This is a genomic window from Microbacterium sp. ZXT2-5, from assembly GCF_055329545.1.
Genome location: NZ_JBUZWD010000002.1, coordinates 647,991 through 671,465, shown reverse-complemented (window position 1 = coordinate 671,465; position 23,475 = coordinate 647,991). Strand labels below are relative to the sequence as shown.

Genomic DNA, 23,475 nt, shown 5'->3' with positions numbered 1-23,475 from the left:
ACGACGTCGATGCCGCGACGGCTGCCGCGGGGCTGTGCGGATGCTACGGGCAGTGCATGAGCGGCTTCGGGCCGGACCGGTCGAAGGTGTGCTGCGTGATCGGCGCACCGCACAGGGGGCACGCCCGCTCCGCACGCTCCGCGGGACTCGGCGGCGGAGCCGTCTCGTACGGTCCCACCGCGGCGGGTCCCGCGAGGCGGATCAGGTTCGCGTTGAGGAAGGCGTACCAGCCGCCGGCCTCGCGGACGCGCTCGCGGAGCGGTCGGCGGTCAGGGGCTGCGGCATCCGGTGTCGGCATACTCATTAGTGTACTAACGATTCGTGCGCGATAGACTCATCCGCGTGACGACCGCCCCGCCGACGCCCGACGATCTGCTCAAGCTCGACAACCAGCTGTGCTTCGCCCTCGTGACCGCAGCGCGCAACGTCGTCGGGCTCTACCGCCCGATCCTCGAGCCGCTGGGGCTCACGCATCCGCAGTACCTGGTCATGCTGGCGCTGTGGGAGCGGTCGCCGCGCTCCCTGCGCGAGCTGGCGGGGGAGCTGGCGCTCGAGCCGGCCACGCTGTCGCCCCTGGTGAAGCGGCTCGAGGCGCAGGGGCTCGTCACCCGCGCGCGTCGCGAAGGGGACGAACGCGTCCTGGACGTCGCGCTCACCGACGACGGAAGGGCGCTCCGCCGCCGCGCGCTGGCGGTGCCGGAGCAGGTCATGGCGCGTACCGGCATGACGGTCGACGACCTGGCGACGCTGCGCGATACGCTCAAGGACTTCGCCGGCGCGGAGCCGAAATGGGGGGCCGCGCTGCGCGACGACTGACCAATGTGTGAACTCCTGCTGATGACTCTTCCCGAATTCCCAGGAAGTTCTTAGGCTCGACATCGGTGCGAAGGTGTCCCGAGGATTCGCCCGCGCCCGTCCCCGTCCTTCACAGAGGAGATCCCGCCCATGCACGTCAGGTCACACCCAGACCGCTCACCCGCCATCCGGCGAGCCGCGACCGCGGCCGCCGCTGCCGCGGCACTCGGAGCGGGCCTGCTCGCCGCGCCCCCCGCCTACGCCGCCGACACCGAGATCCAGATCGTCGCCACCAACGACTTCCACGGCCGGATCCTCGACGAGGGTGCGCAGGCCGGAGCGGCGAAGCTCGCCGGCGCGCTGGACGCGCTGCGCGCCGCCAACCCCAACACGGTCTTCGCCGCGGCGGGCGACCTGATCGGCGCCTCGACGTTCGAGTCGTTCATCCAGAACGACAAGCCGACGATCGACTCGCTGAACGCCGCGGGCCTCGAGGTCTCGGCTGTCGGAAACCACGAGCTCGACCAGGGCTACGACGACCTGATGAACCGCGTGCTCGCCCCGTACGATCCCGAGACGAACCCGTACGGCGGGGCCGAGTGGGAGTACATCGCGGCGAACCTGAAGATGCGCGCGACGGGTGAGCCGGCGGTGCCCGCCACGTGGATCAAGGAGTTCGGCGACGTCGAGGTCGGCTTCGTGGGCGCGGTGACCGAAGACCTTCCCACGCTCGTCAGCCCTGACGGCATCGCCGACATCCAGGTCGACGGCATCGTGGAGTCGGTCAACACCGAGGCGGCCGCCCTGGTGGCAGAGGGTGCCGACCTGGTCGTCATGCTCGTGCACGAGGGCGCCCCGTCGACCTCGTGCGAGACGATGGACGACTCCGGGCGGTGGGCGGACATCATCAACACCGTGTCGCCGGACGTCGACGCCATCGTGTCGGGCCACACCCACCTCGCGTACAACTGCGCCTTCCCCGTCGCCCAGTGGGCGACCGAGGGGCGGGCCGTGACGGAGCGGCCCGTGGTCTCGGCGGGGCAGTACGGCACGAGCCTGAACCGGCTCATCTTCACGGTGGACGGCGCGACCGGCGAGGTGAAGGCGAAGGCACACGACATCCTGGCCGTCGCCGGCTACCCGGCCGACTCCGAGGTGGCGGCGCTCGTCGCCGACGCCGAGGCTGTCGCCGAGGACCTGGGCTCGGTCCCGATCGGCGAGATCGCCGGTGCGTTCAACCGTGCCCAGCTCTCGACCATCAACCCGACGACGGGTCTGCCGAACGAGAACCGCGGCGGCGAGTCGACGTTGGGCAACCTGGTCGCCGAGGTCCAGCAGACCGCGACGGAGAGCGCGGAGTCCGGGGCGGCCCAGATCGCCTTCATGAACCCTGGGGGACTTCGGGCCGACATGGTCGGGACGCCTGCCGGCGACCCGTACCCGCGAGAGCTCACCTACCGGGAGGCCGCAGAGGTGCAGCCGTTCGCGAACACGCTGGTCAACATGTCGCTCACGGGCGCTCAGATCGAGACGCTCCTCGAGCAGCAGTGGCAGCGTGACAGCCTCAACCGGGTCGGCACGCGTCCGTTCCTGCGGCTGGGCGTCTCGGAGGGCTTCGAGTACACGTACACGCAGCGCATGGTGACGGAGTACCCGCTCGACAACCCGGCGACCGCCGACGTCGACGAGTCGCTCACGCCGTACACGGCGCCGCGCGGGTTCATCACCGGCATGTGGCTGAACGGCCAGCCGATCGACCCGGCCGCGACGTACTCGGTGACCGCGAACGCGTTCCTCGCAGCCGGCGGCGACAACTTCCGCGAGTTCGGCAACGCGACGGGCAAGCGCGACACCGGCAAGATCGACCTCGCCGGGATGGTCGACTACATGGAGGACGCGGCGGCGACCGGCGCGGTGCCGGTGGACTACTCGCAGCGCGCCGTCGAGGTCACCTTCGGCGAAGGCGCCGCCACGGAGTACGCGGGCGGGTCGACCGTCGCCTTCGACGTGAAGTCGTGGTCGATGTCCACCGCCGCCGATCTCACGGACAGCGAGATCGTCGTGACCCTCGGCGACCAGACGCTGGGCACCTTCCCGGTGGCCACCGTGCTGGGAACCGACCCGTACGACAACCTGGGCACCGCGCGCGTGTCGGTCCAGCTTCCCGCCGGCCTGCCGGCCGGTCAGGCGACGCTGGTGCTCTCCGGAGCGACGACGGGCACCGAGGTCCTCGTCCCGCTCACGGTCGTGGAGGGCGTCAAGACGACCGTCTCGGGCAAGCTCACGGGCGGCAAGAAGGGCGAGCCGTACGTCCTGGACGTCACGGTGAAGGCGCGGGGGATGTTCGCCCCGGGCTCGGTCACCATCACCGTCCCGGGCCTGGACCCCATCGTCGCGCCGCTCACCGACGGCACCGCGTCGGTGGAGCTGCCCGCGCTGCCTGCCGGTAAGACGGAGATCACCGTCTCCTACCCCGGAAACGGCGTCTTCATCGCAGCGGAGACCACGGTCAAGGCGAACGTGAAGTGACCCGGATGTGATCGACGGCGGATGCCGCGGGGCCCGGGCCCCGCGGCATCCGTCGTCTTCGCCCGCGGCGAACGGCTCACAGGCCCTATGTCGGAGGCCCCGCCTAGACTTGTCTGGTGCCCATCGTCCCTGTCGCCCTGCCCGGAAACATGCCTGGCAACACGCCCGGAACCGCCCTCGGCGGCACCAGCGGAAAGCTCAGCGTCCGCGGTGCCCGAGTGCACAACCTGAAGGACGTCGACCTCGACATCCCGCGGGATTCGCTCGTGGTGTTCACCGGCCTGTCCGGCTCGGGCAAGTCGAGCCTCGCGTTCGACACGATCTTCGCCGAGGGCCAGCGCCGCTACGTCGAGTCGCTCAGCGCGTACGCGCGCCAGTTCCTCGGCCAGGTCGACCGTCCCGACGTCGACTTCATCGAGGGACTGAGCCCCGCCGTCTCGATCGACCAGAAGTCCACGAACCGCAACCCGCGCTCGACGGTGGGCACGATCACCGAGATCCACGACTACATGCGCCTGCTGTGGGCGCGCATCGGCGTGCCGCACTGCCCGGAGTGCGGCGAGGTCATCCAGCGCCAGACCGTGCAGCAGATCGCCGACCAGCTCATGGAGCTGCCCGAGCGCACGCGGTACCAGATCGTCGCGCCCGTCGTCACGCAGAAGAAGGGCGAGTTCGTCGACCTCTTCAAGGAGCTCGGCGCCAAGGGCTACGCCCGCGCCATCGTCGACGGCGAGCTGATCCAGCTGGCCGAGCCGCCGACGCTCAAGAAGAGCTACAAGCACGACATCGCCGTGGTCGTCGACCGCCTCGTGGCGGCGCCCGGCATCCTCGACCGCGTCACCGACTCGGTCGAGACGGCGCTGTCGCTCGCCGGCGGCGTGCTCCAGATCAACTTCGTCGACGAGGAGGGCGATGCCGCATGGCAGTCCTTCTCCGAGAAGCTCGCGTGCCCGAACGGGCACCCGCTGCAGCTGACCGAGATCGAGCCGCGCACCTTCTCGTTCAACGCGCCCTTCGGCGCCTGTCCCGCCTGCTCCGGCCTCGGCACCCGCATGTCGGTCGACGTCGAGCTGATGCTCGGCGATGAGGACCTCTCGATCCGCGAGGGCGTGCTCATCCCGTGGACGACGCAGGGCAAGGGGCTCTTCCAGTACTACGAGCGACTGCTCGAGGGTCTGGCGAACGACCTCGGCTTCTCGCTGGACACCCCGTGGAAGCGCCTCCCGTCGGCGGTGCGCGAGGCCGTGCTGCGCGGCGAGAACTACAAGGTCACGGTGAAGTGGAAGAACCGCTACGGCCGTGAGATGCGGTACTCGTCGGGCTTCGAGGGGGTCGTGCCCTACATCGAACGGCAGTACACCCAGGCAGAGTCCGACACGCAGCGCCAGCGCTGGTCGGAGTACCTGCGCGAGGTGCCGTGCCCGGTCTGCAACGGCGACCGCCTGAAGCCCGAGGTGCTCGCGGTGCTCGTCCACGGGCATTCGATCGCGGATGCCTCGCACCTCAGCCTCGGCGAGGCGCGCGAGTACTTCGCCAAGCTGACCCTGACCGAGCGCGAGGCGACGATCGCCGCGCAGGTGCTTCGTGAGATCCGCGTCCGCCTGGACTTCCTGATCCGCGTGGGGCTGGACTATCTCAGCCTCAGCCGCGCGGCAGGCACCCTGTCCGGCGGTGAGGCGCAGCGGATCCGGCTGGCCACGCAGATCGGCTCGGGCCTGACCGGAGTGCTGTACGTGCTCGACGAGCCGTCGATCGGCCTGCACCAGCGCGACAACCGGCGGCTCATCGAGACGCTCGTCGCGCTGCGCGACCTCGGCAACACGCTCATCGTCGTCGAGCACGACGAGGAGACCATCCACGCCGCCGACTGGGTCGTCGACATCGGGCCCGGTGCCGGCGTCAACGGCGGCGAGGTCGTCCACTCCGGGCCGATCGAAGAGCTGCTCACGGACCCCGACTCGATCACCGGCGACTACCTCGCGGGGCGCCGCGAGATCCCGACGCCGAAGAAGCGCCGCAAGATCGACAAGAGCCGTCAGGTGAGCGTCGTCGGCGCGCGCGAGAACAACCTCAAGAACGTGACGGTGGACTTCCCGCTCGGCGTGCTCACCTCGGTCACCGGGGTGAGCGGGTCGGGCAAGTCGTCGCTCGTCAACGGCATCCTGTACCAGGTGCTCGCGACGCGGCTCAACGGCGCCCGCCGGGTCGCCGGCAAGCACACCCGCGTGACCGGTCTGGACAACCTCGACAAGGTCGTGCACGTCGACCAGGCGCCGATCGGCCGCACGCCCCGATCGAACCCCGCCACCTACACCGGCGTCTTCGACCGGATCCGGACGCTGTTCAGCGAGACGCCCGAGGCGAAGGTGCGCGGCTACCAGCCGGGGCGGTTCAGCTTCAACGTCAAGGGCGGCCGCTGCGAGGCGTGCTCGGGCGACGGCACGATCAAGATCGAGATGAACTTCCTGCCCGACGTGTACGTCGACTGCGAGGTGTGCCACGGCAAGCGGTACAACCGCGACACGCTGGCCGTGCACTATAAGGGCAAGAACATCGCCGAGGTGCTCGAGATGCCGATCGCCGAGGCGGCGGAGTTCTTCGAGCCGATCCAGGCGATCCACCGGTACCTCAAGACGCTCGTCGACGTCGGGCTCGGCTACGTGCGGCTCGGGCAGTCGGCCACGACGCTCTCGGGCGGCGAGGCGCAGCGCGTCAAACTCGCCACGGAGCTCCAGCGGCGCACGAACGGCCGGTCGATCTACGTGCTCGACGAGCCGACGACGGGTCTGCACTTCGAAGACGTGCGCAAGCTCCTCGAGGTGCTGAACGGCCTCGTCGAGAAGGGCAACACGGTCATCGTCATCGAGCACAACCTGGACGTCATCAAGTCGTCCGACTGGGTGATCGACCTCGGGCCCGAGGGCGGCGCCGGCGGCGGTCAGGTCATCGCCACCGGCACGCCGGAGCAGGTCGCGCGTGCCGAGGGCAGCCACACCGGCGCCTTCCTCGCGGAGGTGCTCGGCGTCCGTGCGCCGGCAGGCCCGGTCGCCGAGCTCGTCGGGGCCCGCAAGGCCGGCTGAGCCCGGCGAGGCCTGACACCATGGCGCGATCCGCTCCCACGGTCCCGTACAAGCCGAAGCCCGGCGAGATCCCGACCAATCCCGGGGTCTACCGCTTCCGCGACCGCGACGGCCGCGTGCTGTACGTCGGCAAGGCGAAGAACCTGCGTGCCCGCCTGTCGAACTACTTCGCGCCGCTGCACACGCTGCACGAGCGCACGCGGCGCATGGTGACGACCGCGGCCTCCGTGGAGTGGACGGTCGTCGCGACCGACGTCGACTCGCTGCAGCTGGAGTACCAGTGGATCAAGGAGTTCGATCCGCCCTTCAACGTGCGGTACCGCGACGACAAGTCGTATCCGTTCATGGCGATCACCCTCGCCGACGAGGCGCCGCGCGTGATCGTCACCCGCAACCGCCGCATCGCCGGGGCGAAGTACTTCGGGCCCTACCCGAAGGTGTGGGCGGTCCACGACACCATCGACCTGATGATCAGGGTGTTCCCGATCCGCACCTGCAGCGACTCGTCGTACAAGAAGGCGATGTCGACCGGACGCCCCTGCTTCCCCGGCCAGATCGGGCGGTGCGGAGGCCCCTGCTCGATGAAGGTCACGATCGAGGAGCACCGCGCGATCGTCGAGGACTTCATCGCGTTCATGTCCGGCGGCGATCAGCGGTTCACCAAGGAGCTGACGGCCCGCATGCGCGAGGCGTCCGCCGCGATGGACTACGAGGCGGCCGCCGTCTACCGCGACCGGCTGCAGGCCATCGACGCCGTGCTGAACAAGAGCGCGCTCGTGCTCGCCGCCGACACCGACGCCGACCTGTTCGGCATCGCCGAGGACGAGCTGGCCGCCACCGTGCAGCACTTCGTCGTCCGCGGCGGCCGCGTGCGGGGCGTCCGGGCGACCACGATCGAGAAGGAGATCGACATCTCGGGCGGGGACCTCGTCGACCAGGTGCTGCAGCGCACGTACGGCAACGCCGCCGGCGCCGACATCCCGCGCCAGGTGCTCGTGCCCGCGATGCCCGAGGACGCCGCGGACCTGGAGGAATGGCTCCGCGGCCGCCGGGGCAAGGCCGTGACCATCCAGGTGGCCCAGCGAGGCCGCAAGGCCGATCTGATGCGCACCGCCAGCCTCAACGCGCAGCAGGCGCTGATGCTGCACAAGACCCGTCGCACCAGCGACTACGTCGCCCGCACGCAGGCGCTCACCGATCTCCAGGAGGCGCTGGACCTCGCCGAGGCGCCCCTGCGCATCGAGTGCTTCGACGTGTCGCACCTCAGCGGCACCAACGTCGTCGCGTCGATGGTGGTCTTCGAGGACGGACTGCCGAGGAAGGACCAGTACCGCTCCTTCGGCGTCGGCGAGACGACGGACGACACCGATTCGCTCTACCAGGTGCTCACCCGCCGGCTCGCCTACCTCGACCGCCCGGACGAGCAGGACGAGACGACGGATGCCGCATCCCGCGCCATCCCGGACGGCGAAGAGCCGGTCGTCACCACGCGCAAGCGTCCCCGTTTCGCCTATCGGCCGCAGCTCCTCGTCGTGGACGGCGGCAGACCGCAGGTCGAGGCGGCCGCCCGCGCCCTCCGCGACGCCGGCCACGAGGAGATCGCGCTGTGCGGGATCGCGAAGCGCCTGGAGGAGGTGTGGCTGCCGGGGGAGGACTTCCCGGTGATCCTGCCGCGCACCTCCGAGGCCCTCTACCTCCTGCAGCGCCTCCGCGACGAGGCGCACCGGTTCGCCATCACGCATCAGCGCAGGCGGCGGCGGCGCGACATCCAGAGCGTGCTCGCCGAGGTGCCGGGTCTCGGCGATGCCCGGATCAAGGCGCTGCTGCGGCATTTCGGCTCGGTGACGGCCCTGAAGAATGCGACGGCGGACGAGATCACCGAGCTTCCGGGAGTCGGGCCGAAGCTCGCCGCGGCGATCCATGCGCACCTCGCGCAGTCGCCGGCCCTGCCGGACGGTCAGGAGGCACCCGCGCGCGAGCATGCCGCCGCCACCAGTGACTAGGCTGGTGAGGACGGGGGTGGTCATGGTCGAGGCGACGCGTCACGACGTCGGAGAAGTGCTGATCGTCACGGGCATGTCGGGCGCCGGTCGGTCGACCGCGGCGAACGCGCTCGAGGATCTCGACTGGTACGTCGTCGACAACCTCCCCCCGCAGATGCTCAAGCCGCTGCTGGAGCTCACCGAGCTCGCCGGGGGAGTGCTGCCCCGCGTGGCGGTCGTGGTCGACGTGCGCGGCCGGGACCTGTTCTTCGATCTGCCCGACGCGATGCGGGCGCTCCGCGAGCGCCGGCAGATCCGCCTGATGTTCCTCGACGCGTCCGACGAGGTGCTGGTGCGTCGGTTCGAGGCTGTGCGCCGCCCGCACCCGCTGCAGGCGGACGGGACGCTGCTGGACGGCATCCGTCGCGAGCGTGCCCGGCTGGCAGCCGTCCGCGAGAGCGCCGACGTGATCATCGACACGTCCTCGTTCAACATCCACCAGCTCGCCACGAAGGTCGCCGATCTCTTCACCGAAGAGGGCGCCGCGCGCCACACCGTGACGCTGCAGAGCTTCGGCTTCAAGTACGGGCTGCCGGCCGACGCGGACATCGTCGCCGACATGCGGTTCCTGCCGAACCCGTTCTGGGACGAGCGGCTGCGGCCGTTCACCGGCGAGGACGCCGAGGTGCGCGAGTACGTGCTCGCGCAAGAGGGCGCGAAGGAGTTCCTCGACGCCTACAGCGCGGCGCTGCGGCCCGTCCTGGAGGGGTACCAGCGAGAGAACAAGAGCCACTCCGTGATCGCCGTCGGGTGCACGGGCGGCAAGCACCGCTCGGTCGTGATGGTGCGCGAGCTCGCCGGTCGCCTGGCCGCCGTGCCGGGCGTGGCCGTGCGAATGACCGACCGAGACCTCGGTCGCGAGTGATGCCCGCCGACCCGGCCGACCCGGCCGGGTAGGCTTGACGGTCGTTCCCGGAAGACCCTTGAGAAGGAGAGTCGTGTCGCTGACCGCTGACGTGAAGGCCGAGCTGATCACCGTGCGAGACCCGCGCCCCACCGCGCGGGTGGCCGAGCTCACGTCGCTGCTGCGGTTCTCGGGAGGCCTGCACTCGATCGCGAACCGCGTGGCGGTCGAGGCGGAGCTGGACTCCGACATCCTCGCGCGCCGCACCGCGCGCGATCTCGTCGAGCTCTACGGCGTGCGCCCCGAGCTCGTGCACGTGCAGGGCTCCGGGGCCCGCAGCGGCAGCCACTACGCCGTGCGCGTCATCGAGGGCGGCGAGACGCTCGCCCGTCAGACCGGACTGCTCGACCAGCGCCGCCGCCCCGTCCGCGGCCTGCCCAACAAGCTCACGACCGGCTCCCGCGGCGACCTCGCCGCCATCTGGCGGGGCGCGTTCCTCGCCGCCGGCAGCCTCAGCGACCCCGGCCGCTCGGCGGCGCTGGAGATCACGTGCCCGTCCTCGGAGGCCGCCATGGCGCTCGTCGGCGCCGCCCACCGCCTCGGCATCGCGGGGAAGGCCCGCGAGGTGCGCGGCATCCCCCGGGTGGTCGTGCGCGAGGGCGAGGCCATCCGCGCCGCCCTGGCAGCCATGGGCGCCGTCCGCGCGGCGGCCGAATGGGATCAGATGCGCCAGCGCCGCGAGGTGCGGGCGGGGGTCAACCGCCTCGTGAACTTCGACGACGCCAATCTGCGGCGCTCCGCCCAGGCCGCGGTCGCCGCGTGCGCCCGCGTGGAGCGCGCGCTGGAGATCCTCGGCGACGAGGTGCCCGAGCACCTCCGCCAGGCAGGCGACCTGCGTCTGGCCCACCGGGATGCGAGCCTCGACGAGCTCGGCCACCACGCCGACCCGCCCCTGACGAAGGATGCCGTGGCCGGTCGCATCCGCCGGCTGCTGGCCATGGCCGACAAGAAGGCCGAGGCCGAGGGCCTCCCCGGCACGGAGTCCGCCGTCCCCGCCGGTATGGAGGACTGATCCGCCGCCGGCGAGGCATCCGTCTTCCACACGTCATGGAGGGAAGCAACCCCGGCGCGCGCGCGTTGCCGCTCAGTAGGATGAGTCCGTCACCCTCGCTGCGCCGGGGAATCGGCGCGCGCCGACAGGAAGAAGAGAACATGGCGAAGTACACCTTGCCCGACCTCCCCTACGACTACGCGGCGCTCGAGCCGCACATCAGCGGCAAGATCATGGAGCTGCACCACAGCAAGCACCACCAGGCGTACGTCACCGGTGCCAACACCGCGCTCGAGCAGCTCGCGGAGGCCCGCGAGACCGGCAGCCTGGCGAACGTGAACAAGCTCGAGAAGGACCTCGCGTTCAACCTCGGCGGCCACGTGAACCACTCCATCTTCTGGACCAACCTCTCTCCGGAGGGCGGCGGCGAGCCCGAGGGCGAGCTGCGCGCTGCCATCGACGAGTTCTTCGGCGGCTTCGACAAGTTCCAGGCGCACTTCACCGCCGCTGCGACCGGCATCCAGGGCTCGGGCTGGGCCGTGCTCAGCTGGGACCCGATCGGCGAGCAGCTGATCATCCAGCAGCTCTTCGACCAGCAGAGCAACACCGCGCAGGGCACCGTGCCGATCTTCCAGCTCGACATGTGGGAGCACGCGTTCTACCTCGACTACCTCAACGTCAAGGCCGACTACGTCAAGGCGGTCTGGAACATCGCGAACTGGCAGAACGTCGCGCAGCGCCTCGACGCCGCCCGTCAGAAGACCTCTGGCCTGCTGGTACTGTCCTAGTAGGCGCGGCCGTCCCGGCGGGATGATGCCCGCCGGGACGCCGTTGTCCTCGTTCGAATCGCAACAACCGCGCACTCGCGCACGACACACTCAGGAGAAACTCCGTGGCTGTCAAGATCGGCATCAACGGCTTCGGCCGAATCGGACGCAATTACCTCCGCGCGGCCCTCGCGCAGGGCGCGGACCTCGACATCGTGGCGGTGAACGACCTCACCGACAACAAGACCCTGGCCCACCTGCTCAAGTACGACTCGGTGGGCGGCGTGCTCGACGCCGACGTCTCGTACGACGCGGACTCGATCACCGTCGGCGACAAGAAGATCAAGGTCTTCGAAGAGCGCGACCCCGCCAACCTGCCCTGGGGCGAGCTGGGCGTCGACATCGTCATCGAGTCCACCGGCCGCTTCACCAAGGCCGACGACGCCAAGAAGCATGTCGCGGGCGGCGCGAAGAAGGTCCTCATCTCGGCACCCGCGACCGGTGACGACGTGACCGTCGTGATGGGCGTCAACGAGGGCGACTACGACCCCGCGAACCACGTCATCATCTCCAACGCGTCGTGCACGACGAACTGCCTCGCGCCCCTGGCGAAGGTCTTCAACGACGCCTTCGGCATCGAGCGCGGCTTCATGATGACGGCGCACGCCTACACCGCCGACCAGAACCTGCAGGACGGCCCGCACAGCGACCTCCGCCGTGCGCGCGGCGCCGCGATCAACATCGTGCCCGCCTCGACGGGCGCCGCCAAGGCCATCGGCCACGTGCTCCCCGAGCTGAACGGCAAGCTCAGCGGCTCGTCCTATCGCGTGCCGGTGCCCACCGGCTCGATCGTCGACCTCACGATCGTCACCCCGGCCGAGGGCCTCACGGTCGACCAGGTCAACGCCGCCTACCAGGCCGCCGCGGCCGACGGTCGCCTCGCGGGCTACCTCCAGTACACCGAGGACCCGATCGTCTCCAGCGACATCCAGGGCAACCCGCACTCGTCGATCTTCGACTCGGAGCTGACCAACGTCAGCGGCAACCTGGTCAAGGTCTCGGCCTGGTACGACAACGAGTGGGGCTACTCCAACCGTCTCGTCGACCTCACCGAGTACGTGGCCGAGCGCCTCTAAGCGATCACCATGGCTCTGCGCACCCTCGACTCGCTGGGTTCGCTGGCCGGCAAGCGCGTCATCGTCCGTGCTGACCTCAACGTCCCCCTCAAGGACGCGGTCATCACGGACGATGGCCGTGTGCGGGCCACGCTCCCCACGCTGAACGCCCTCATCAACCAGGGCGCCCGCGTCATCGTCTGCTCGCACCTCGGCCGCCCCGACGGCGCGCCCGACCCGAAGTACAGCCTCGCGCCGGTGGCGCAGCGCCTGTCGGAGCTCCTCGGCAAGCCCGTCGCCTTCGCGCGGGACACCGTGGGGGAGTCGGCTCATGAGGCCGTCGCCGCGCTCGAGGACGGCGACGTCGCGATCATCGAGAACCTGCGGTTCAACGCCGGCGAGACCGCGAAGGACGACGCCACACGCCGTGCCTTCGCGGAGGAGCTGGCCGCCCTGGGCGACGTCCTCGTGTCCGACGGCTTCGGCGTCGTGCACCGCAAGCAGGCGTCCGTCTACGATCTCGCCGAGATCCTCCCTTCGGCCGCCGGCTTCCTCATCGAGAAGGAGGTCGACGTCCTCGACCGCCTCACCGAGAACCCCGAGCGCCCCTACACGGTCGTGCTCGGCGGCTCGAAGGTCAGCGACAAGCTCGGCGTCATCGACCACCTGCTGCCGCGGGTGGACCGGCTGCTCATCGGCGGGGGGATGCTGTTCACCTTCCTCGCGGCGCAGGGGCACAAGGTCGGGTCGAGCCTCCTCGAGGCCGACCAGCTCGACACCGTGCGCGAGTACATGACGCGTGCCGAGGAGTCCGGGGTCGAGCTCGTGCTGCCCACCGATGTCGTCGTCGCCTCGAAGTTCGGCGCCGACGCGGAGCACGTGGTGACCGGGGCCGACGCGATCGAGGAGACGCCGTTCGCGGCATCCGGCCTGGGACTGGACATCGGACCCGAGACGGGCGAGCGCTTCGCCGCGCTGGTCCGCGACTCCAAGACGGTGTTCTGGAACGGTCCGATGGGCGTGTTCGAACTCGCCCCCTTCGCCGCGGGCACCAAGGCTGTCGCTCAGGCGCTCACCGCGGTCGACGGACTGTCGGTCGTCGGCGGCGGCGATTCCGCCGCGGCGGTCCGCCAGCTCGGATTCGCCGACGACGCGTTCGGTCACATCTCGACCGGCGGCGGCGCCAGCCTCGAGTTCCTCGAGGGCAAGAAGCTCCCCGGACTGGAGGTCCTCGGATGGCAGTGAGCACGCGAACCCCGCTCATCGCGGGCAACTGGAAGATGAACCTCGACCACCTGCAGGCGGTCGCATTCGTGCAGAAGCTGCACTGGACGCTCAAGGACGCCAAGCACGACGACGCGTCGGTCGAGGTCGCGGTCTTCCCGCCCTTCACCGACCTGCGCACCGTGCAGACGCTCCTCGACGCCGACAAGATCCCGTTCGCGCTCGGCGCGCAGGACGTGTCGACGCACGACTCCGGCGCCTACACCGGCGAGGTCTCGGGCGCGTTCCTGGCGAAGCTCGACGCGCGCTACGTCATCATCGGCCACTCCGAGCGGCGCCAGTACCACGCCGAGACCGACGAGGTCGTGGCCTCGAAGGTGAAGGCGGCGATCAAGCACGGGCTCGTCCCGGTGATCTGCGTCGGCGAGACCAGCGAGGATCTCGAGAAGTTCGGTGCGAGCGCCGTTCCGGTCAGCCAGCTGTCCGTCGCGCTGGAGGGCCTGAAGCCCGCCGCCGACATCGTCGTGGCCTACGAGCCGGTGTGGGCCATCGGCTCGGGTCAGGCCGCGACGCCGGAGCAGGCGCAGGACGTCTGCGCCAAGCTGCGCGACGTCATCGCGGACAAGCTCGGGGCGGATGCCGCGGCCCGCACCCGTGTGCTCTACGGCGGGTCCGTCAAGGCGGCCAACATCGCCAGCTTCATGCGCGAGCCCGATGTCGACGGCGCCCTCGTCGGCGGTGCGAGCCTCGTCGTCGACGAGTTCGCCGCCATCATCCGCTACCAGAAGCACGTCGGCGTCTGACGCCGTGGCCGGCGGGCCGCGGGGCTCCTCGCGGTCCGTCGGCCGACACGTATACTTGACCCTTGTGCGATCGGCGACCGATCGCAGCGAAAGGCTTCAACGACTGTGCAGATCCTCGAGTTCGTCCTGCAGGTGCTTCTCGGCATCACGAGTCTCCTGCTGACCCTCCTCATCCTGCTCCACAAGGGACGCGGTGGCGGCCTGTCCGACATGTTCGGCGGCGGCATGACCTCGGCCCTCGGCTCGTCCGGGCTCGCTGAGCGCAACCTCAACCGGTTCACGGTGGTCCTCGCCCTGGCGTGGTTCGCCTCGATCGTCGCGCTCGGCCTGATCACGAAGTTCCAGGCCCTCTGATGGCGACCGGAGGCAACGCGATCCGCGGCACCCGCGTCGGCGCGGGCCCGATGGGCGAACAGGACCACGGCTTCCACGCGGAGCGCATCGCGATCTCGTACTGGGACGCCCTGGGCAACGAGACGGTGCGCCACTTCGCCGCGGGCATCCCCGAGGAGGAGATCCCCGAGATCATCGACTCGCCGCACTCGGGTCTTCCCGCCGGTCGAGACAAGGACAACCCGCCCGCAGTCGCCAAGACCGAGCCGTACAAGACGCACCTGGCCTATGTGAAGGAGCGTCGTACCGAGGAGGAGGCCGAGAGCCTCCTCGAGGACGCCCTCAAGCAGCTGCGCGAGCGTCGCGGCCAGGAGTGACCTCCTGAACAGACAAGAAGAGCGGATGCCGACGGCATCCGCTCTTCTCGCCTATGCGCTCGCATGTGATCCGAGCCGCGTCAGTACTCCCGGTCGATGAGCTCGGGCGGAACCTGCGAGGCAGCGGCCTCGTCGACGAAGAAGGTCGTGCGCTTGCGGCCCTTCGCGCCGGCGGCGGGCACGCTGGCGTAGCTCGCCCCGGCGAGCGCGAGGCCCAGTGCGGCGGCCTTGTCGGCGCCGGCGAGGACGAGCCACACGCGCTTGGAGCTGTTGATGACCGGGCGGGTCATCGAGATGCGCTCCGGCGGCGGCTTGGGGGAGTCGCGCACGGGGACCACCGCGCGATCGGTGATCTGGATCTCGGCTCGATCGGGGAACAGCGAGGCGATGTGCCCGTCCGGGCCGACGCCGAGGAAGCAGACGTCGAACGACGGCCAGGCACCCTCGCGGCCGGGGAACGCGGCGAGCTCCTCGGCGTACGCGGCGGCAGCGGCGTCGAGATCGGCGCCGTCGTCGCTGCCCAAGGGCGAGTGGATGTTGCCGGCCGGGATGTCGAGGGCGTCGAGGAACGCCGCGCGCGCCGGTGCGTCGTTGCGGTCGGCGTGCCCGCGCGGCACGAACCGCTCATCGCTCCACCAGAAGTGCACGCGCGACCAGTCGATGTCGGCCACGCGAGGGCTGCGGGCGGCGACGGCGAGGACCGCGGCCCCCATCGATCCGCCGGTGAGGGAGACGTGGGCGAGCTTGCCCTCGTCGACCCGCTTGGCCACGCGGCTCAGGAAGCGCGGAGCGACCGACTCGGCGAGTGCCGCGGGATCAGGACTGATGATGACGCGCTTCTCGGCCCAGCCTTCAGGCATTCGCAATCCCGTCCGTCACCCGCACGTCGCTCATCTGGCCAGCGTCTCCTTCGTCGCCGGAGAGTCGAGCAGGTCCCAGCCCTCCGTGATGACTCGACCATACAGGAGGTCCGGGTCCAGGCGACGGAGCTCCTCGGCGAGGCACTCGCGCAGCGTGCGGCGCGGGAAAGCCAGCTCGTGGCTCGGCTGCCCCGGCTGCGTGAGGATCGCGACACCGGGCGTCGGACGCTCCAGGAGCACCTCGCCGCTGGGGCGGACGAGTGCCACCGACTTGATGCCGTGCGGCCACTCCTCGGGGTCGAGGTACGCCCAGTCGACCGGCACGTCGAGGGTGAGCCGCAGCCAGGCCGCGAGCAGCGCGGTGGACGGCGAGTCCGATGCGCCGCGCACCCGCACGGTGAGCACGGGCTCGTACGGCGGCTGGTCGAGGATCGCGGCGAGCTGCTCGCGCCACCGCGTCAGACGCGTCCACGCGAGGTCGGTGTCACCGGGCGCGTACTGCTCGCCGAGGTCCGCGACCCACGCCGACGGGTCGGCCTGCGCGGCGGCATCCGTGATCCGTCGCTGTGCGATGCGGCCGATCGAGGTCTTCGAGATGTGGGCGGGCGTGCGGTTCGGCCACCAGACCACCACGGGCGCGTCCGGCAGCAGCAGTCCCGTGACGAGGCTCTCGAGGTTCGAGCGCCCGGCGTCGCCGAACGCGCGGAGCGTGACGACCTCGCTCGCCCCCGCGTCGCCGCCCACGCGGATCTGCGCGTCCAGGCGCGGATCCTCGTCGTAGCCGTCGGCGATCATCAGCACGATCACGCGCATGGGGTGCTCGCGGGAGGCGTCGTTGGCGGCCTCGATGACCTCTTCGACGGCACCCTCGCGGGTCAGGATGATGAGGGTCAGCACACGGCCGAGCGCGACCGCGCCGCCCTCCTCGCGCACGTTGACCAGTGCGCGGGAGATCTTGCTGACGGTGGTGTCGGGAAGATCGACGATCACGGGCGCCTCCAGCTCCGTCCGTCGCGGGCGAGCATCTCGTCCGCGGATGCCGGGCCCCACGACCCGGGCGAGTATTGTTCGAGCGGACCGCCCTGAGCGTCCCAGAAGCGCTCGATGGGGTCGAGGATCTTCCACGACAGCTCGACCTCTTCGTGCCGCGGGAACAGCGGCGGGTCGCCGAGCAGCACGTCGAGGATGAGTCGCTCATAGGCCTCGGGGCTCGCCTCGGTGAAGGCGTGGCCGTAGCCGAAGTCCATCGTGACGTCGCGCACCTGGGCGCCGGCACCCGGCACCTTCGAGCCGAAGCGGATCGTGACGCCCTCGTCGGGCTGCACGCGGATGACCAGGGCGTTCTGCCCCTGTCCCGAGGTCTGGCTGCGCGGGAACAGGAGCTCGGGCGCGCGCTTGAACACGACGGCGATCTCGGTCACCCGCCGCCCGAGGCGCTTGCCGGTGCGGAGGTAGAACGGCACGCCCGCCCAGCGGCGGGTGTTCACCTCGAGGGTCACCGCGGCGTACGTCTCGGTGGTGGAGTGCGGGTTCATGCCGTCCTCCTCGAGGAAGCCCAGCACCTTCTCGCCGCCCTGCCAGCCGCCCGCGTACTGCCCGCGCGCGGTCGAGCGCGCGAGGTCCGCGGGGAGCGTGACGGCCGCGAGGACCTTCTCCTTCTCGGCGCGGAGGTCCTTGGCCTCGAACGAGATGGGCTCCTCCATCGCCGTCAGCGCCATGAGCTGCAGCAGGTGGTTCTGGATGACGTCGCGTGCCGCGCCGACGCCGTCGTAGTAGCCCGCGCGTCCGCCCACCCCGATGTCCTCGGCCATGGTGATCTGCACGTGGTCGACGTAGTTGCGGTTCCAGATCGGCTCGTACAGCTCGTTGGCGAAGCGCAGCGCCAGGATGTTCTGGACCGTCTCCTTGCCGAGGTAGTGGTCGATGCGGAAGATCGAGTCCGTCGGGAACGCCGAGCGCAGCACGTCGTTGAGTGCGCGCGCGGACTCCTGGTCATGGCCGAACGGCTTCTCGATGACCACGCGGCGCCAGCGGTCCGGCCGGTCGGCGGTGTCGTCGACGAGGCCGGATGCCTTCAGCTGCTCGGCGACGAGCGGGAACGCCTTGGGCGGGATCGACAGGTAGAACGCGTGGTTGCCCATCGTGCCGCGCTCGGTGTCGAGCTTGTCGACGGTCTCGCGCAGGCGCCGGAACGCGTCGGGGTCGTCGAACTCGCCGGACACGAACCGGATGCCCTGCAGCAGCTGCTGCCAGGTCTCCTCGCGGAACTCGGTGCGCGCGTGCTGGCGCACCGCGTCGTAGACGACCTTGGCGAAGTCCTGGTCCTCCCAGTCGCGGCGGGCGAAGCCCACCAGGGCGAACCCGGGGGGCAGCAGACCGCGGTTGGCGAGGTCGTAGACGGCGGGCATGAGCTTCTTGCGGGAGAGGTCTCCCGTGACGCCGAAGATGACGAGCGCGCTCGGGCCGGCGATGCGGTTGAGGCGACGGTCTTCGGGGTCGCGCAGCGGGTTGTGCCCGCGCGCAATCTCGACGGTCATGGGGCGGTGAGCTCCTACTGGGCCGCTTCGAAGAGCGAGAGCACTTCGATCTGGGGATCGGTCAGGGTGAGGGTGACGACCGGGCGGTCATGGCCTTCGGCGAGCACGCTCGCATCGCCGGCGGCCTGCGCCTGGATGAGCTGGCCGAAGGTGAACGGCCGGCCGGGGATCTCGAGGTCGACGTCGGTCTGCTCGAGGATCTGGAGGAAGACGCCGTTCGCCGGCCCGCCCTTGTGGTACTGGCCGGTCGAATGCAGGAACCGGGGTCCCCATCCGAAGGTGGTGGGCCGGCCGGAGTCCGCGGCGACGAGCTCGCGCAGTCCCGAGAGCTGCGGCAGCTCGAGACGGTTGACGTAGGCGTGGATGGCGACGTAGCCGCCCGCCGGGATCCGCGCCCAGAGCGCGTCCAGGACGCCGGCGACGGTCCCGGATGCCGCCAGAGCGGGGTCGGACACGCGGACCTCGACGCCCTCCGCCGAGAACGCGGGGGCGGTGGGCTCGGGCCGTGCGTCGAGCAGACCTCGCGCGGCGACCTTGGCGGACTCGACGTCGGGCTGGTCGAAGGGGTTGATCCCCAGCATCCGGCCGACGATCGCCGTGGCGTACTCCCACACGACGAACTGCGCGCCGAGCGAGCCGCTCACGAGGACCTCGCCCTCGTGGTGCTCGAAGAGGTGGAACTGCTTGGCCTCGTCGACGAAGCGCACGATCTGCACATCGTCCGGCCGGGTCTCGACCTCGGGGGAGACCGGCAGCATGACGACCGGCAGCACACCGGTCCCGTCCTTGCCGGTGGACTCGGCGACGAGCTGCTCGATCCAGTCAGGCAGCCCCTCGATGTGGGTGCCGTCGGTGACGAGACCGAGCTTGTCGCGGCGCGGCTCGTCGCCGGCGATCGCGGCGGCCAGGACCAGCGCCGGGTTGTCGGGGCTGTCGATCGCCACCTCGAGGAGCGACGCCTCGGCCTCGTCGAGCAGCTCGGCGATGTCGGCGCCGGCGAGACCGGCCGGCACCAGGCCGAACGCGGTGAGTGCGGAGTAGCGCCCGCCGACCGTCGGGTCGGCGTTGAACACCGTGTAGCCGTCGGCGCGCGCGGACTCGTCCAGGGGGGAGCCCGGGTCGGTGACCACGACGATCCGCTCGGCCGGGTCGATGCCCAGGTCGCGGAACGCCGCCTCGAAGGCCCGCTTGGCCGAGTCCGTCTCGACGGTCGATCCCGACTTGGACGACACCACGAGCGCCGTCCGCGTGAGGTCGCCGCTCTCGGCGTCGCCATCGATGGCGGCGAGCACCTGGCCCGGCGCCGTCGAGTCCAGGATCACCAGCGGCACGCCCGCGGTCTGCGCGATCACCTCGGGAGCCAGCGACGAGCCGCCCATGCCCGCGAGCACGACACGCGTGACCCCGCGCGAGCGGAGGCGCTCGCGCAGCGCGAGGATCTCCGGCACCAGGGGGCGCGAGACGCTGACCGCCTCCACCCAGCCCAGACGCCGGGACGCCTCGTCCTCGGCGGCCGGCCCCCACAGGGACGCGTCGCCGGCCGTGATGCCCGACGCGACGAGGCTCGAGACCAGGCCGGGGAGCGTCGCCTCGACGACCGACTTGACGCGTCCCGACAGGTGGATGTCGAAGCTCATCGGGTGCCCTGGAGGGCGTCCTCGAGGGCGGTCTTCACGGTGCCCTGGAGGTCGTGCCAGGAGGCGATGAACTTGTCGACGCCCTCGTCCTCGAGCACCTGAGTGACGTCGGCGAAGTCGACGCCGGCCGTCGCGAGGTCCGCGAACACCTTGTGGGCGGCCTCGTAGGTGCCGGTGACGGCGTCGCCGGCGATCTGACCGTGGTCGAACGTGGCCTCGAGCGTCTTCTCGGGCATCGTGTTGACGGTTCCCGGGGCGACGAGCTCGGTGACGTACAGCGTGTCGGGCAGCGACGGGTCCTTGACGCCGGTCGAGGCCCACAGCGGGCGCTGGACGTGGGCGCCGGCATCCGTCAGCGCCTTCGCGCGGTCGGTGGCGAACTCCTTCTCGAACAGCTCGTACGCCAGTCGCGCGTTGGCGACGCCGGCGAGCGACTTCAGCTCCGCAGCCTCGTCGGTGCCGATCGCCGTGAGACGCTTGTCGACCTCGGTGTCCACGCGCGAGACGAAGAACGACGCGACGGAGTGGATCTTCGAGATGTCCTTGCCGTTCGCCTGCGCCTGCTCGAGGCCCGCGAGGAAGGCCTCGATGACCTCGGCGTACCGCTCGAGGCTGAAAATCAGCGTCACGTTGACCGAGATGCCCTCGGCGAGCACCGCGGTGATGGCGGGCAGGCCCGCCTTCGTCGCGGGGATCTTGATGTGCACGTTCGGGCGGTCGACCTTCGCCCACAGCTCCTTGGCCTGGGCGACGGTGGCGTCGGTGTCGTGGGCGAGGTCGGGGGAGACCTCGATCGAGACCCGGCCGTCCACCCCGTCGGTCGCGTCGTAGACCGGACGGAAGATGTCGGCGGCGTCGCGGACGTCGTCGGTCGTCGCCGCGAAGATCGCGTCGTCGACCGAGGCGCCGGCGCGAGCCAGCTCGCCGATCTGGTCGGCGTAGGCGTGCCCGCCGCCGCCGATCGCGCCCTGGAAGATCGTCGGGTTCGTCGTGACGCCGGAGACGTTGCGCGTCGAGATGAGCTCGGTCAGGTTGCCCGACGTGATCCGCTCGCGCGACAGGTCGTCGAGCCAGATGCTCACGCCCTCGGCGACCAGCTTCTCGGTGGGGGTGCTCATGCTGCCTTCTCCTCGTGCTTACTCTGCCGCGGCGGCCGCGATGGTCTCGCGGGCAGCCTCGACGACGGCGTCGGCGGTGATGCCGAACTTCTGGAACAGGGTCTTGTAGTCGGCCGACGCGCCGAAGTGGTCGATCGCGACCGAGCGGCCGGCGTCGCCCACGATGCCGCGCCAGGTGAGCGCGGAGCCGGCCTCGACCGACACGCGCGCCTTGACCGCGGCGGGGAGGACCTTCTCGCGGTACGCCTCGTCCTGCTCGTCGAACCACTCCAGCGAGGGTGCCGACACCACGCGGGCGTTCACGCCCTCCGCGGCGAGGGTCTCGCGTGCGGCGACGGCGAGCTGGACCTCGGAGCCCGTCGCGATGAGGATCACGTCGGGGGTGCCGTTCGGCGCCTCGGCGAGGATGTACGCGCCCTTGGCGACGCCCGCGGTCGAGGCGAACTCGTCACCGGATGCCTCGCCCTCGCCGCGCGGGAACACGGGGATGTTCTGGCGGGTCAGTGCGATGCCCGACGGCCCGCCCTGGCGGCGCAGGATCTCGAGCCACGCCGTGGACGTCTCGTTCGCGTCGGCCGGGCGCACCACGGTGAAGTTCGGGATCGCGCGCAGCGTCGCGAGCTGCTCGACCGGCTGGTGCGTGGGCCCGTCCTCGCCGAGCGCGACGGAGTCGTGCGTCCACACGAAGATCGACGGGATGTCCATCAGCGCGGCCAGACGCACCGAGGGGCGCATGTAGTCGCTGAAGATGAGGAAGGTGCCGCCGAACGGACGCGTCGGGCCGTGCAGCTTGATGCCGTTGACGATCGCGCCCATGGCGTGCTCGCGGATGCCGAAGTGCAGCACGCGGCCGTACCGGTCGCCCGACCACTCGTGCGTCGACCATTCGGACGGGATGAAGGACTTGGCGTCCTTGATCGTCGTCAGGTTGGACTCGGCGAGGTCGGCCGAGCCGCCCCACAGCTCCGGGAGCTCCGCCGCGAGGGCGTTGATCACGACACCCGACGCGGCACGGGTCGAAACGTCCTTGCCCGCCTCGAACGAGGGGAGAGCGGATGCCACGTCCGCGGGCAGCTCGCCCGCCTCGAGGCGGTCCAGCAGCGCCTTGCGCTCGGGGTTGGCCTTCGCCCACGCGTCGAAGGACTCCTGCCAGGCGGCGCGCGCCTCGGCGGCGCGGTCCTTCAGCGTACGGGTGCGGGTCAGCACGTCGTCGGCGACGACGAACGACTGCTCGGGGTCGAAGCCGAGGACCTTCTTGGTCGCGGCCAGCTCGTCCGCGCCGAGGGCGGAGCCGTGGATCTTGCCGGTGTTCTGCTTGCCGGGCGACGGCCAGCCGATGATGGTCCGCAGGACGATGAGCGACGGCTTGTCGGTCTCGCCCTGCGCGGCCTCGATCGCGGCGTGCAGCTCGGCGACGTCCTCGACGTACTCGCCGGTCTTCTTCCAGTCGACGGTCTGGACGTGCCAGCCGTATGCCTCGTAGCGCGCTGCGACGTCCTCGGTGAAGGCGACATCGGTGTCGTCCTCGATCGAGATCTGGTTGGAGTCGTAGATCGCGATGAGGTTGCCCAGCTGCTGGTGGCCCGCCAGCGAGGACGCCTCGCTGGTGACGCCCTCCTGCAGGTCGCCGTCACCGGCCACCACGTAGACGAAGTGGTCGAACGGAGACTCGCCCGCGGGCGCCTCCGGGTCGAACAGGCCGCGCTCGTAGCGGGCCGCGTACGCGAACCCCACCGCCGACGCGAGCCCCTGGCCGAGCGGGCCGGTGGTGATCTCGACGCCCTTGGTGTGGCCGTACTCGGGGTGGCCCGGGGTCTTCGAGCCCCACGTGCGCAGCGCCTTCAGGTCGTCGAGCTCCAGCCCGAAACCGCCCAGATAGAGCTGCACGTACTGCGTCAGCGACGAGTGCCCGGCCGAGAGGATGAACCGGTCACGGCCCAGCCAGTCGGTGTCGGCGGGGTCGTGGCGGAGCACGCGCTGGTAGAGCAGGTACGCCGCCGGCGCCAGGCTCATCGCGGTGCCGGGGTGGCCGTTGCCCACCTTCTCGACCGCGTCCGCTGCCAGCACGCGTGCGGTGTCCACCGCGCGCCGATCGATCTCATCCCACCGCAGTTCCGACACCCGGCCGCCTTTCTCGAGGAGGTTGCGCCCAGAAGCCGGCCGGCTCGCGGCCCTTGTCCGGACGGAGAAGGGGGAATCGGCGACGGGCGCGCGTGGTCTCAGCATAGCGAAGCGGTATACCACCGAGGCCATGCGAGAGGTCTATGTGACGCAGTCTTGCGAAGGCCCTGTCGCCGCCTGTGACATGGCGGTGTCCTGGACGTCACGTTCTGCTCACGCTCGCGGCAGGCGTCATGTGATCC

General features: G+C 70.5%; 19 protein-coding genes. 12 read left to right on the top strand and 7 right to left on the bottom strand.

Annotated elements, in window-relative coordinates:
* Positions 1–43: 43 nt before the first annotated feature.
* Entirely contained in the window at positions 44–304 is a 261-nt protein-coding gene (locus ACZBH1_RS16690) for a hypothetical protein (protein WP_452324305.1), read from the bottom strand.
* Positions 305–342: 38 nt separating this feature from the next.
* Between ACZBH1_RS16690 and ACZBH1_RS16685 the strand changes: the two genes are divergently transcribed.
* The 12 genes from ACZBH1_RS16685 to ACZBH1_RS16630 all read left to right on the top strand — a co-directional run bounded on the left by ACZBH1_RS16685 (position 343) and on the right by ACZBH1_RS16630 (position 14,960).
* Positions 343–816 (top strand): MarR family winged helix-turn-helix transcriptional regulator, encoded by a 474-nt coding sequence (locus ACZBH1_RS16685; RefSeq protein ID WP_452324306.1) that lies wholly within the window; start codon positions 343–345, stop codon positions 814–816.
* Positions 817–945: 129 nt separating this feature from the next.
* Complete coding sequence (locus ACZBH1_RS16680; protein ID WP_463646970.1) at positions 946–3,324, top strand: 5'-nucleotidase C-terminal domain-containing protein; 2,379 nt, start codon at positions 946–948, stop codon at positions 3,322–3,324.
* 116 nt (positions 3,325–3,440) lie between these two features.
* Entirely contained in the window at positions 3,441–6,404 is a 2,964-nt protein-coding gene (gene uvrA, locus ACZBH1_RS16675) for an excinuclease ABC subunit UvrA (protein WP_378880594.1), read from the top strand.
* A 20-nt stretch (positions 6,405–6,424) separates the two neighbouring features.
* Positions 6,425–8,407 (top strand): excinuclease ABC subunit UvrC, encoded by a 1,983-nt coding sequence (uvrC, locus tag ACZBH1_RS16670; protein WP_463646969.1) that lies wholly within the window; start codon positions 6,425–6,427, stop codon positions 8,405–8,407.
* 22 nt (positions 8,408–8,429) lie between these two features.
* Positions 8,430–9,311, top strand: a complete 882-nt coding sequence (rapZ, locus tag ACZBH1_RS16665; RefSeq protein WP_336398054.1) for an RNase adapter RapZ — start codon at positions 8,430–8,432, stop codon at positions 9,309–9,311.
* A gap of 73 nt (positions 9,312–9,384) precedes the next feature.
* Positions 9,385–10,362 carry a DNA-binding protein WhiA gene (gene whiA / locus ACZBH1_RS16660; protein WP_336397851.1) on the top strand — a complete coding sequence of 326 codons (978 nt, stop codon included), beginning with the start codon at positions 9,385–9,387 and terminating at the stop codon, positions 10,360–10,362.
* A 140-nt stretch (positions 10,363–10,502) separates the two neighbouring features.
* Positions 10,503–11,129, top strand: coding sequence for a superoxide dismutase (locus ACZBH1_RS16655; RefSeq protein ID WP_336397852.1), 627 nt, complete (start codon positions 10,503–10,505; stop codon positions 11,127–11,129).
* 104 nt (positions 11,130–11,233) lie between these two features.
* The gene (gene gap / locus ACZBH1_RS16650; protein ID WP_378880601.1) at positions 11,234–12,244 is read left to right on the top strand and encodes a type I glyceraldehyde-3-phosphate dehydrogenase; all 1,011 of its coding nucleotides are present in this window, start codon (positions 11,234–11,236) and stop codon (positions 12,242–12,244) included.
* A 9-nt stretch (positions 12,245–12,253) separates the two neighbouring features.
* Positions 12,254–13,468: a phosphoglycerate kinase gene (locus ACZBH1_RS16645; protein ID WP_463646968.1), complete on the top strand. Its 1,215-nt coding sequence runs from the start codon at positions 12,254–12,256 to the stop codon at positions 13,466–13,468.
* Entirely contained in the window at positions 13,459–14,250 is a 792-nt protein-coding gene (gene tpiA / locus ACZBH1_RS16640) for a triose-phosphate isomerase (protein WP_463646967.1), read from the top strand. The genes ACZBH1_RS16645 and tpiA overlap by 10 nt, the downstream gene beginning before the upstream one ends.
* A 105-nt stretch (positions 14,251–14,355) precedes the next feature.
* Positions 14,356–14,604 (top strand): preprotein translocase subunit SecG, encoded by a 249-nt coding sequence (secG, locus tag ACZBH1_RS16635; protein WP_336397856.1) that lies wholly within the window; start codon positions 14,356–14,358, stop codon positions 14,602–14,604.
* The gene (locus ACZBH1_RS16630; protein WP_378880608.1) at positions 14,604–14,960 is read left to right on the top strand and encodes an RNA polymerase-binding protein RbpA; all 357 of its coding nucleotides are present in this window, start codon (positions 14,604–14,606) and stop codon (positions 14,958–14,960) included. The genes secG and ACZBH1_RS16630 overlap by 1 nt, the downstream gene beginning before the upstream one ends.
* Before the next feature lie 80 nt (positions 14,961–15,040).
* On the opposite strand, the gene pgl is transcribed toward ACZBH1_RS16630, so the two are convergent.
* From pgl to tkt, 6 genes are read right to left on the bottom strand one after another with little or no spacing between them, the layout of a single operon-like run.
* Positions 15,041–15,820 (bottom strand): 6-phosphogluconolactonase, encoded by a 780-nt coding sequence (pgl, locus tag ACZBH1_RS16625; RefSeq protein ID WP_463646966.1) that lies wholly within the window; start codon positions 15,818–15,820, stop codon positions 15,041–15,043.
* Between the two features lie 30 nt (positions 15,821–15,850).
* Entirely contained in the window at positions 15,851–16,810 is a 960-nt protein-coding gene (locus tag ACZBH1_RS16620; protein WP_463646965.1) for a glucose-6-phosphate dehydrogenase assembly protein OpcA, read from the bottom strand.
* Positions 16,807–18,357 carry a glucose-6-phosphate dehydrogenase gene (zwf, locus tag ACZBH1_RS16615; RefSeq protein ID WP_336397860.1) on the bottom strand — a complete coding sequence of 517 codons (1,551 nt, stop codon included), beginning with the start codon at positions 18,355–18,357 and terminating at the stop codon, positions 16,807–16,809. The genes ACZBH1_RS16620 and zwf overlap by 4 nt, the downstream gene beginning before the upstream one ends.
* A gap of 14 nt (positions 18,358–18,371) precedes the next feature.
* Positions 18,372–19,994 (bottom strand): phosphoglucose isomerase-related protein, encoded by a 1,623-nt coding sequence (locus ACZBH1_RS16610; RefSeq protein WP_463646964.1) that lies wholly within the window; start codon positions 19,992–19,994, stop codon positions 18,372–18,374.
* Positions 19,991–21,112, bottom strand: a complete 1,122-nt coding sequence (tal, locus tag ACZBH1_RS16605; protein ID WP_463646963.1) for a transaldolase — start codon at positions 21,110–21,112, stop codon at positions 19,991–19,993. Before tal ends, ACZBH1_RS16610 begins: the two co-directional genes overlap by 4 nt.
* An 18-nt stretch (positions 21,113–21,130) precedes the next feature.
* Entirely contained in the window at positions 21,131–23,233 is a 2,103-nt protein-coding gene (tkt, locus tag ACZBH1_RS16600; RefSeq protein ID WP_463646962.1) for a transketolase, read from the bottom strand.
* Between the last annotated feature and the right edge of the window lie 242 nt (positions 23,234–23,475).

Coding starts and splice junctions, on each gene's coding strand:
- ACZBH1_RS16690 (WP_452324305.1), bottom strand. CDS start 304: ATGAGTATGCCGACACCGGATGCCGCAGCCCCTGACCGCCGACCGCTC.
- ACZBH1_RS16680 (WP_463646970.1), top strand. CDS start 946: ATGCACGTCAGGTCACACCCAGACCGCTCACCCGCCATCCGGCGAGCC.
- uvrC (WP_463646969.1), top strand. CDS start 6,425: ATGGCGCGATCCGCTCCCACGGTCCCGTACAAGCCGAAGCCCGGCGAG.
- rapZ (WP_336398054.1), top strand. CDS start 8,430: ATGGTCGAGGCGACGCGTCACGACGTCGGAGAAGTGCTGATCGTCACG.
- ACZBH1_RS16655 (WP_336397852.1), top strand. CDS start 10,503: ATGGCGAAGTACACCTTGCCCGACCTCCCCTACGACTACGCGGCGCTC.
- ACZBH1_RS16645 (WP_463646968.1), top strand. CDS start 12,254: ATGGCTCTGCGCACCCTCGACTCGCTGGGTTCGCTGGCCGGCAAGCGC.
- tpiA (WP_463646967.1), top strand. CDS start 13,459: ATGGCAGTGAGCACGCGAACCCCGCTCATCGCGGGCAACTGGAAGATG.
- ACZBH1_RS16630 (WP_378880608.1), top strand. CDS start 14,604: ATGGCGACCGGAGGCAACGCGATCCGCGGCACCCGCGTCGGCGCGGGC.
- pgl (WP_463646966.1), bottom strand. CDS start 15,820: ATGCCTGAAGGCTGGGCCGAGAAGCGCGTCATCATCAGTCCTGATCCC.
- zwf (WP_336397860.1), bottom strand. CDS start 18,357: ATGACCGTCGAGATTGCGCGCGGGCACAACCCGCTGCGCGACCCCGAA.
- ACZBH1_RS16610 (WP_463646964.1), bottom strand. CDS start 19,994: ATGAGCTTCGACATCCACCTGTCGGGACGCGTCAAGTCGGTCGTCGAG.
- tal (WP_463646963.1), bottom strand. CDS start 21,112: ATGAGCACCCCCACCGAGAAGCTGGTCGCCGAGGGCGTGAGCATCTGG.